Origin of the sequence: Pedobacter sp. UYP1, from assembly GCF_040547305.1 — a bacterium.
GTDB lineage: Bacteria > Bacteroidota > Bacteroidia > Sphingobacteriales > Sphingobacteriaceae > Pedobacter.
The window spans coordinates 1-10,518 of the sequence record NZ_JBEPPL010000032.1 but is presented as its reverse complement, the minus strand read 5'-3'; the positions used below and the strand labels follow the sequence as shown (position 1 = coordinate 10,518).

Annotated in this window: 11 protein-coding genes; 7 read left to right on the top strand and 4 right to left on the bottom strand. The window is 38.4% G+C overall.

Annotated elements, in window-relative coordinates; all coding sequences use genetic code 11:
- Nucleotides 1-313 precede the first annotated feature (313 nt).
- A complete protein-coding gene (locus ABIB30_RS27050; protein ID WP_354306133.1) occupies nt 314-1,102 on the bottom strand; it encodes an AraC family transcriptional regulator in 789 nt (262 codons plus the stop codon).
- Nucleotides 1,103-1,191: 89 nt separating this feature from the next.
- On the opposite strand from ABIB30_RS27050, the gene ABIB30_RS27045 reads away from it, so the two are divergent.
- The 5 genes from ABIB30_RS27045 (at nt 1,192) to ABIB30_RS27025 (ending at nt 5,256) form a co-directional block, all read left to right on the top strand.
- Nucleotides 1,192-1,425 carry a hypothetical protein gene (locus tag ABIB30_RS27045; RefSeq protein WP_354306132.1) on the top strand — a complete coding sequence of 78 codons (234 nt, stop codon included), beginning with the start codon at nt 1,192-1,194 and terminating at the stop codon, nt 1,423-1,425.
- A 187-nt stretch (nt 1,426-1,612) separates the two neighbouring features.
- The gene (locus ABIB30_RS27040; RefSeq protein ID WP_354306131.1) at nt 1,613-2,725 is read left to right on the top strand and encodes an acyltransferase family protein; all 1,113 of its coding nucleotides are present in this window, start codon (nt 1,613-1,615) and stop codon (nt 2,723-2,725) included.
- A gap of 93 nt (nt 2,726-2,818) precedes the next feature.
- The gene (locus tag ABIB30_RS27035) at nt 2,819-3,958 is read left to right on the top strand and encodes a sialidase family protein (protein ID WP_354306130.1); all 1,140 of its coding nucleotides are present in this window, start codon (nt 2,819-2,821) and stop codon (nt 3,956-3,958) included.
- A 72-nt stretch (nt 3,959-4,030) separates the two neighbouring features.
- Complete coding sequence (locus ABIB30_RS27030) at nt 4,031-4,708, top strand: flavin reductase family protein (protein WP_354306129.1); 678 nt, start codon at nt 4,031-4,033, stop codon at nt 4,706-4,708.
- 152 nt (nt 4,709-4,860) lie between these two features.
- Nucleotides 4,861-5,256 (top strand): VOC family protein, encoded by a 396-nt coding sequence (locus tag ABIB30_RS27025; RefSeq protein WP_354306128.1) that lies wholly within the window; start codon nt 4,861-4,863, stop codon nt 5,254-5,256.
- 202 nt (nt 5,257-5,458) lie between these two features.
- Here ABIB30_RS27025 and ABIB30_RS27020 read toward each other — a convergent pair whose 3' ends face one another.
- From ABIB30_RS27020 to ABIB30_RS27010, 3 genes are all read right to left on the bottom strand, one after another.
- Nucleotides 5,459-5,998: a GNAT family N-acetyltransferase gene (locus ABIB30_RS27020; RefSeq protein ID WP_354306127.1), complete on the bottom strand. Its 540-nt coding sequence runs from the start codon at nt 5,996-5,998 to the stop codon at nt 5,459-5,461.
- On the bottom strand, nt 5,991-8,366 hold the full coding sequence (locus ABIB30_RS27015) for an ABC transporter permease (RefSeq protein ID WP_354306126.1): 2,376 nt from the start codon (nt 8,364-8,366) through the stop codon (nt 5,991-5,993). The genes ABIB30_RS27020 and ABIB30_RS27015 overlap by 8 nt, the downstream gene beginning before the upstream one ends.
- A 181-nt stretch (nt 8,367-8,547) precedes the next feature.
- Nucleotides 8,548-8,958 (bottom strand): putative signal transducing protein, encoded by a 411-nt coding sequence (locus tag ABIB30_RS27010; protein WP_354306125.1) that lies wholly within the window; start codon nt 8,956-8,958, stop codon nt 8,548-8,550.
- Between the two features lie 151 nt (nt 8,959-9,109).
- Here ABIB30_RS27010 and ABIB30_RS27005 point away from each other — a divergent pair, with 151 nt between their 5' ends.
- Nucleotides 9,110-9,784 carry a hypothetical protein gene (locus tag ABIB30_RS27005; protein ID WP_354306124.1) on the top strand — a complete coding sequence of 225 codons (675 nt, stop codon included), beginning with the start codon at nt 9,110-9,112 and terminating at the stop codon, nt 9,782-9,784.
- A 37-nt stretch (nt 9,785-9,821) separates the two neighbouring features.
- Entirely contained in the window at nt 9,822-10,355 is a 534-nt protein-coding gene (locus ABIB30_RS27000; protein ID WP_354306123.1) for an RBBP9/YdeN family alpha/beta hydrolase, read from the top strand.
- Nucleotides 10,356-10,518 lie beyond the last annotated feature (163 nt).

The window sequence follows — 10,518 nt, the reverse complement described above, 5'->3', positions numbered from 1 at the left end:
GGATAAAACTAAACCACTAAAGTGGCATCATTTAAACCGTAATAGCTGGCACTAACAGACCGAAATAGCTGGCACTATTCGAACCGTAATATCCACTAATAGCCTACATTAGTGGAAAAGGCATTTATTTATTATGGGAAGTTTGTGCAGAACTTTGTACTAACAGAGAATGTGAACCGAATTTTGAAACACCTATGCAGGACACATGTACCATTTTCAGTTTGATATATAATTATGCTTGGATCTTTCATTGACTTGCTGCGATAAATGTGGGGCTTTTTGTGTTAAACACAGCCAGAAATAGTATTTGATTCTAAACCCTTGACACTGTTTTAAATTCGGTAGGCCTCATATTTGTCAATTGGTGAAAATTATTACTGAATGCAGCTATATTCGAATATCCTATCTCATAGGCGATTTCGGTCATATTCAGATTGCTGTCTTTAATCAATTCCATAGCCCGGATAATCCTCAGCATTTTTACATACTGAATAAAGGTGATATGAAGTTTTGTCTGAAATAGCCGGGTCAGACTTCTTATGCTCAAACCCCATTGTTTGGCTATACTTTCTAAGGTAAGGTTTTCATTCAGCCGACTTCGAAGCTCACCAACAATAGCCTGGAGCCGCTGATCGTCAGTAGTAGGAAGTTGAATAGAAAACTTTCTAAGATTTTCTTCAGGTAAAACTTTTCTCAGTGTTGTTAAAAACTCAAATTCCCACGATCCTTTGAAATAATCACCATGCCATTTTTCGCTAAAAGATAGCATTTCAAATAAAAGCTTACTCACGGGGTAGATACCCAGCTCATTATAAAATCCACCTGAGCTTCCTCCCGGAAAATAAATATTTATGATATACAGATCTTGCGTATTAAACATCAGGTTATGGGGGTAGTTTTTCGGGATCCAGATATAATGATTGGACGGAATATAGAAATCCTTTTCGTCTGTTTGCAAATAAGCAATTCCTCCAAAAACCAACAATAACTGAGCTTTATTGTGTTGATGTGAAGGTAAACGCTGTTCTGTTTGCTGCCGCATCACCAAAATGGAATCAGGATTTTGGTCAACACTATTTATAAGTTGCTTAAGAATTTCCATATGGCCAAATATGATAAATATTAGGCTAATTATATAAAAATATGATCTGTCATTATGAATAATTTTGCTGTATAAATAATATAATTATTATGAAACAGAAAATCACAAACCCTGATAAAAGCATTGAGCTTATGGAAAACGAGAAACCTTCTGATGATTCAATATCCGGTCCAGCAGAAGAAATTGAGACACTTAATATGTACTGGTTTGCTTATGCTTATCCTTTCATGCCCATGATCGATTTTACCATTTTTTTCGTTGAATTAAGAAAGATGATAAAAAACTGCTTCTTAAATAAAAAAGAACGTAAGAATCACCAATAGACAGAAAATCCATGAAACGGTATAAATCAATTCCAATTTTGGAAGCTATATTAATGGCAGGATCACGAATGAAAATGAGACTATTTGTCTGAATTTTGATACGATCTGGTCGAACTCAGCCAGGTTATTTATGTAATTTTCCAAATCCATTAATAGCAAGTTATAAGCGGTTCCATATCCAAGATCAATGAACAACAACAGCCTTTCTACAAAACCGCATTACCCGATACTGGATGGGTTACGTGGTGTTGCAGCCATTATTGTTGTTACCTTTCACCTCACAGAACCCTTAGGAACCGGACACCTGGATATTCTGGTCAACCACGGCTACCTGGCTGTTGACTTTTTCTTTCTGTTATCTGGCTTTGTGATCGGTTATGCTTATGATGACCGCTGGCATAAAATGACCATCGGCACCTTCTTTAAGCGCCGGATCGAAAGGCTTCAACCGATGGTGGTGCTAGGAATGAGCCTGGGGGCAATCGGATTCTATTTTACAGATTCAACGATCTGGCCACTTATTCATACCGTTCCCCAGTGGAAAATGCTGTTGGTGATGTTCATCGGTTATACTGTTCTGCCTGTTCCGTTATCAATGGATATAAGGGGTTGGCAAGAAATGCACCCGCTCAATAGCGTAGGCTGGTCATTACTCTTTGAATACATTGCTAATATCCTGTACGCCGCCGGCATCTGGAAGTTCTCAAAAACAGCTCTTGGTATTTTGGTGTTGATAGCGGCTATAGCACTCGCTCATTTGGCTATTACCAGCCCCAATGGAGATGTCAGCGGAGGTTGGACACTCAACGCAGAACAACTGCGCGTGGGCATTACCCGCACCATGTATCCTTTTTTTGCAGGCCTGCTACTTTCAAGGATAGCTAAACCTATCCGCATTAAGCACGCCTTTTTATGGTGTAGTCTGCTGGTCGCCCTCGTCTTATATATGCCTCGTGTAGGTGGCGCCGAGCATGTTTGGATGAATGGAGTTTATGAATCGATATGTATAATCATTATTTTTCCGCTCATCGTTTATCTGGGTGCCAGTGGTGTTGTACATACCCAGACAGAACACCAGATATGTAAATTCTTAGGAGATATATCCTATCCGCTTTACCTGGTGCATTATCCGCTTGTATATTTTTACGTCGCCTGGATCAGCAACCATAAAGGCGTGACCATTTCGCAAGCCTGGCCTTACGCATTGTTGATTTTGATAGGTGGTATTATTCTGGCGTATGCCAGTTTAAAATGGTATGATGAGCCGGTTCGCAAATGGCTGAGAAAAAAGCTTGGGTAAGATTTGAATTTACGGATATCCTTGTTTAAATTTATTACATATAAATTAAATAAAGCTTTCTGCAAACTTAATCCAGGCCATCAAATTATATCTATGAAACCGACCCTTCTCTCCTTGTTATTGTTGATGTTATGTTGTACTGAAAGGCTGTCCGCACAGGAGAATCAAGCTTTTAAGAAGGCGCCGAAGGTGATCAATGAACCTGGCAATTTTTATAAATATGCTGAGCAGAGCCGGAAATTCTCAGGCATTCCAAGTATTACTGTTACCACGAACGGCACTTTATGGGCTACCTGGTACGCCGGTATGACATCCGGTGAAGATGCAAACAATTATGTGGTATTGGCCTCCAGTAAGGATCAGGGAGTTACATGGAAAGAAATACTGGTGGTCGATCCTGATGAAAAGGGGCCTGTAAGGGCATACGATCCAGAGATCTGGATAGATCCAACAGGTAAGCTCTGGTTGTTCTGGGCACAGACAATAGGTCTGGAAGGTTCTGTAGCCGGAGTGTGGGCTATGACAGCTAATGATCCGGATGCTGAGAACCCAGTCTGGACTTCGGCAAAAAGACTTTCCGACGGAATAATGATGTGTAAACCAACGGTCTTGTCTACAGGCGAATGGCTTTTGCCAGTTTCTACCTGGAGGTTAACAGATGAGAGTGCAAAAGTGGTTGTATCTACTGATAAAGGGGCAACGTGGACTGTAAAAGGAGCCTGTAACGTGCCTGAAGCTGACAGAGAATTTGATGAGCATATGTTAGTAGAACGTAATGACGGATCGTTGTGGATGTTGCTCAGAACCAGATATGGGATAGCTGAGAGCTTTTCTAAAGACAAGGGCAGGAGCTGGTCGGCTGCAAAGCCCTCAGCCTTAGTCCATACCAGTTCAAGGTTTTTCATCCGCAGACTAAATTCAGGAAATTTATTGCTGCTTAAACATGGCCCGATAGCAGTAAAGACAGGCAGGTCACATTTAATGGCCTTCCTCTCTAAGGATGACGGTAAAACCTGGTCAAGAGGATTGCTAATTGATGAAAGGGCAGGGGTTTCCTATCCGGATGCGCAACAGGCTATAGATGGCAGGATTTACCTCACTTATGATTACAACCGGACCGTGGATCAGCAGATCATTATGACTGTTTTTACAGAAGCAGATGTGCTGTCTGAAAATTACGACGCTAGTCTGGTGAAAGTATTTAATGAAAGAAAAATAATAAGTAAGAAATAAAATTTATACCGCAAGAATCGGGTTTTTTAAGGTTTAGTATTAGGGTAAGTTTGGTTATAAATCAATAGCTACATGCATCAATTAAGCGAACCTTCAATTCTTTATTTCGGCACTCCTGTAGTGCTGATAACCACTACTAATCCAGATGGCACAAATAACTTAGCACCCATTTCATCTATCTTCTGGCTGGGCTGGCGTGCTATAATAGGCATTTCGGCTTTCTCGAAAACTACTGAAAATATACAACGCACGGGCGAATGTGTCTTGAACCTTCCGTCTGTTCATCAGGCTGCTGCCGTCAATCGTTTAGCGCTTACCACAGGTACTTTTCCCGTCCCTGCGGGCAAAGCACAGAAAGGCTATACCTATGAAACTGATAAATTTGAGCTTGCTCAGCTTACACCTGTACAATCCGACACAGTTAAGCCACCCAGAGTGGCAGAATGTCCGGTACAAATGGAAGCTGTGATGGAGAATTTTCATGGACTTGCAGAAGATGATGAGCAACAGCGTGGGCGTCTGATTACTATTGAGTTACGCGTCCAACGTGTCTATCTTGATGAATTAATTCTAATGGAGAAAAATTCAAATCGAGTTGATCCGAATAAATGGAAACCGCTTATTATGAGCTTTCAACAATTTTATGGTCTTGGTGAACAGGTACATGTCTCTAAGCTATCCACTATACCAGAGGATTTATATCGTAGTCCTGATGTTGAACGCGCAAAAAAAAACCACAAAAGTAGTTAAACCTTTGTCCAAAGTATAGCTAACCTCACGATTTAACACTTGCTTCCTATCTGAAAAATAAATAGAGAAATTTAAAGACCCCTGACATACTGCTGTCATAACGCCATTTTACTTTTGTACTCAGATTATTTCAAGAATTAAATGAAAGTATTATGAATTTAACATCATTAAGAATTATTACCAATGACATGGAACGTTTGGTTCGGTTTTTTGAAAAAGTGACAGACTTAACTGCTCAATGGTATACCGAAGATTTTGCAGAGATAGAGACAAGCAATGGTACGCTTGCTTTAGGAAGTATCCGAACGATGAGTTTGTTTGGAGATGGACTTGTGCAACCAGGCACTAATAGAAATGTGATTATAGAATTCCGGGTTGATCAGGTAGATGAAGTCTACGAGAGGATTAAGGACTTTGTTAGTGACATTGTTCAGGAGCCAACAACTATGCCCTGGGGAAATCGTTCTCTATTGTTTCGCGATCCGGATGGTAATTTAATTAATTTTTTCACCCCTGTCACCCCTCAAGCCATCAAAAAATTCAGTTAGAGGGCTGTTAGAAAGTCTGTATCAATAAAAAGTCGTTGCGGTTTTGGGCTACTTCATAAAGCGTTTAACTTTTTGAGGGCAGCCCAAAACCGCAATGGCTTTATTGAAGGATTATAAATAGAAGTGTTTTAGTTATCCTGTCGTATTTACTATTCCACGTAACTATTAAGCTTATCTGAGGTTGGGTGGCCGGGCATTAATTTTATATGGCAAGCAGATATAACCAATATTTTTTTCCGAACATTTCTTCTAATTCTTTTTCCTCCCTGAAACCTAAATTTTCATAGATATATCGTGCTGAATTCATGAATTCAGACGTATGCAGGGCTACTATTTTTTCATTCGTTTCCTTGGCGTGATTGATGCACAATTGAACAAGCTTTTTTCCGATTCCATTCCCTGTGAAATCAGGGTCAGCTCCGACCATCCGGATATAAGACCACTCTTTCCTGAAGATTTCAGTAGGATTGCCATTAGGAACCAAATAGGCCATCCCAATCAAATCACTTCCAGATTCACAGACAAAACATTTTGATCGTTCTAAAAGGTCTGTATAAGAATCTTCTGCAATTAGGAAATTATGCATTTTATTCCAATTTTCTTCTGTTAAGACTGTTTTGAATTGCCCATAAGATTTTAATCCTAATTGCTGAAGTTTATATTTATCTTGATTTGTACCTGATCTGAAAGTAATTGCCATTTGGTTAAATAATTGAGTGGGTAATACGTTGCCTTTATTCATATTTTAAAGCACGAACAGGGTTAGCTCTAACTGCTTTTCTTGCCTGGATACTTACCGTAATTACCGTTAATAAAATGGTTATCAAAGCGCTGACCACAAAAGGAAAAACCGGCAAATCAACTCTGTAAGCAAAGGTCTGAAGCCATTTGTTTGTTAAAATATAAGCTAACGGCCAGGAGATCATATTGGCTAAAACTACCATGGTGAGAAACGAGCTGTTAATTAATTTCAGAATTTGTATATCACTTGCCCCAAGTATTTTACGTACTGCTATTTCCTTGATTCTTCCATTTGTAATATATTTTGCGAAAGCAAATAATCCCAAAATAGCAATAAAAAAGGTGAGCGTTGCTGCCGCAAAAAATACAGATTGTAGCTGTTCTTGTTTCTTGAAAAGTTTGCCATAAAGTTCGTCCAAAAACTCATATCGGAAATCTTCACCGTCTTTGGCATTAATTTCAGGCCATTGAGCTTTTAAGGCAGCGAGTGCATCTGTCATCTTGCTTTGCTCAATTTTCAGCATGATTTGAAGTTTTGGATTTCCGCAGGGGTTTTTAATCGCATACACTGCAGGTTGAATTGCACTTTCAAATCCCTGGGATTTAAAGTCCTTTACCACACCCGTGATTTTATAATCTATACTGCAACCGCTGATGGTTTGTCCAACAGGATTTTTCATGCCAAACAAGGCAACAGTACTTTCGTTGATCACAATTGAGTTTGCTGTATCGGTTTTAAATATTGGTGAGAAGAAACGGCCTTCTTTTAACCTGATATTTAAGGTCTCGAAATAATCGAAGTCTACATCTACAAAATCGATGCTGTGTTGTATGCCGTTAAACGTATAGCCATTCATTCCATTGTTAGAGCCATCTGGAACACTGGTAGCAACTGTAGCTGTCTTTATTCCGGGTATTTTAAGAATCTTGTCCCTAACTGGTTTGAATTTAGCAGGATCATTAAAATAAGCGTTATTCTTAATGTAAACTACCTGATTTGCCGTGAACCCTAAATCCTGGCTACGCATATATTTCAATTGCGAGCTGATCATAAACAAACCAATAATAAATATTACTGCGATACTGAATTGAAATACCAGTAAACAGTTTTGTAACCAATGACTTTGTTTACTGGTAGAAAAATTTCCCTTCAATACCAAAGCTGGTTTAAAGCCAGATAAAACCAAGGCGGGGTAGATACCAGCTAAAATTGTAATCAGGCATAGAATTAATGGCAATTGCCAGATTAAATCATTATGGATATACCAAATGGATAAATCTACCTGAAACAGATTGTTGAAGCTTGGTAAAGCCAGTTCTGCTAAAATTAGCGCCAGAATGGTCGCAGTTAAACATTGTACAAATATTTCAGTAAGAAATTGGGTAATCAGCTGAAAACGATAGACGCCCATTACCTTTTTTACCCCAACTTCTTTCGCTCGTTTGGTTGCCTGAGCAATACTTAAATTAGTAAAATTAATACAGGCAATTACCAATATCAAAACTCCGAGTACAGAAAGGGCAATTAGTATTTTATACGGGGCATCATTGCCTGCCTTAGGCTTTAAATGCTGATTTTCCAAAGGATCCAAAAATGTAGTAACCTTTTTTATTTCATCAATTGTCTTTTGATCGGTCTCGTCTTTCAATAACTCTGCTTTGTATAACCTGGTTATTTTTTGCTCCAGATCAGCCACATCAGTCCCTGGTTTTACCTGGATATAAGTATTGTAATTGTTATAGCCATAGTTTTCCCCTTGTCCAAGTTCGCTGGCAACTGAAACGCCATCAAAAGTTATATTTGAATGGAGATTATTAACGATCGAACCATTTATCTTACTGGTTATTCCTGATGTACTGCTTCCGGCCCCAACCATTTCTGGTTTACTGTCTTTTTTATCTGGAAATAACGCTTTCATGCGTTCATTGCTTAAATAATTGAGGCGGTCGGTTTTGCCAGCAGGCCTTTCTAAACCTTTGTTAGGTTTTAAATCAAGTATTTTGGCAGCATTGTAATCAACTTGCAGGAAGTTTTTTATAAAGGCGGTCCTATTCCCATTTCTTAGCACCATTTCAAAAGAACCTTTCTTTGTAAGTCCGGCAAGCTCTACTTCAGGAAAGTTTTGCTTAATCGCTTTCGCCAATGGGGGTGAAGTGTAATTCGTTTTAAACTCCGGATAAATTCTTCCAACCACATAAATATTCTTGTAATTTGGATTTGTCTTGTCAAAACTGGTTTCATAGGTGAAATACATCATGATCAAAATAAAAGCGGCTAAAGCAATAGCTAAACCGCCAATATTTATTGACGTTATATTTTTATTTCTCCAAAGATTTCGCAACGCGATTTTTAAGTTTAATCTAAACATCAGCTACAAGTTTTTTCTTAGCGTTTTCAATTATCCCGTACTATTTGATACTCGGATCTACCAAGCTTATGCCAAAAGGAAAAGCTAAAATCAAGATGCTGATAGTCAGTTGTCTAGGGAATATGGCTACCTTGAAATGTTCATTATCGGACTAGTGCTGTGCGAGACCGGACAGTTTGGTTTAATCATATTCATGGAGACAGTTAAAACAATGATGAACTTTCTTTACACTGAATGGGTAAACTAACAGGAATATTGAAACCAGCATAGTCAAAATGCTGAATCGCCTTTTAGTCGCCTGAACATAGCCTACATTATGAGAACCACACTCAGGACAAACATATTCTCCTTTTTCTTCTTCAGATGTTTCCGGTGTTGGAATTGTTTCTTGTAGTATACTTCTGGCTAAATCCACATCTTTTTCAAACAGATGGAGCTTAACACCTCCCAGAGCCTGGGTATATAAAGGATTCAGCGTAATGATATTTTCATCAGTTAGAAAACACTGAATATCTGCATCCATTAATTTTGATTTTATAATATTTGCTTCTATAGGGTTATAGTACGTTTCAAATACAACGATTTTATCCATTCGGTAAATTTAGTTCAATAGATTTGATTCTGGTTAATGATGGCTGTAAAAGTGTTATTTATAATTTAAATTATGAATTTTACAAAAAAATGTATCTCCGTTAAGCAAATTGCTAAAACGGTCTTTTATCTTTAAACGATTAAACCATTCTATGATGCATATCAAATCACTTATAGTATTTCCCTTGTTGATATTGGGGATTTCAGCACGCGCAGATTCACCTGTTAAAGAAAAAAGTTATCTTGTAACTAAGGCTAATGATACCATATATGGTAGAATTAAAGTGAATTACCTGATAGGCGGAGTAAAACTGATTACGGCAGATACTAGTTATAAGCTGGATCCGAATACATACACTGCTTATTATAATGCGAAAAACAAAATGCTTTACCGCAGCAAAGTGCTGCCAGGTTTTATGCCGAAGGATTTAGCGAAAAAGATGTCTATACCTGAGAAAGCTTCCTGGTTAAAATGTATAGAGGATGGGAAGATAAAACTGTATGAACATAAGTCGTATACTTTCGGTAAGCAGATGGATAATGTGCTTGATGTAACTAGTGCAATTAGTTCTATTGTTGTTACGGGTGGAATTCCAAATGCTGAATATACGAGCTGGTATATAGAGAAAGACAGTTCTGAACTGGCATCGATTAAATATAATAATGTAGTAAGTGCGGGTAGTAAAACCAGGAAAGAACGTAAAGCGCTATTAAAAGATATGCTGGCAGATAATGATAAGGTATCCCAAAATTACGATCAAACCAAATCCTTTACATTTAAAGCGATAGAGAAACTTGTTCATGACTATAACAATTCAAAAAGCTAATCTGTAATTTGACCTTCAATAATCCTGTAACTGGATAATGGAAACAAGAATATTAATTATGCCGGGACTTGGGGGATCCGGAGAAAACCATTGGCAAAGCTTTTGGGTAAAAAGCTTGAGTAACGCAACCTGGCTTGAGCAAGAAAACTGGGAGGAACCAGATCTTGACAAATGGTTAGCGCAGCTAAATGCAACCCTTTTAAAATTAAATGGCCCGGTTATTTTGGTTGCCCATAGTCTTGCTGTGTCTTTAGTAGCACATTGGGCGGTCAGATACAGTAACCCAAACATCAAGGGAGCGTTATTTGTTGCCCCGGCAGATGTTGATTCTCCGGCACATACTCCCGATGTCTTAAGAGGTTTTGCGCCATTACCAATCACAAAACTACCTTTTCCATCAATCGTTATTGCAAGTGAAAATGATCCTTATGTTGATTTGCAAAGAGCCATTTATTTTGCAGAACAATGGGGGAGTGATTTTGTCAGTATCGGGCCGAAGGGACATATCAATTCAGATTCAGAGCTGAAATTTTGGGAAGAGGGGCAATTGATTTTAAAGCGACTATTTTAAGGAATAGCTGTCAGAATTATTTTCGGTACTGTGATCTTTCTTTAGTAATAAGGAAGGATTATTCAGCATGTCCGTTCCTGAAAAGAGTTTACATAAGAAAGTTTTTCAAAACAGAAAAATGAGTATAAAAGACGAAAAGCCGAATAAAGGCAAAGGGGGTAGA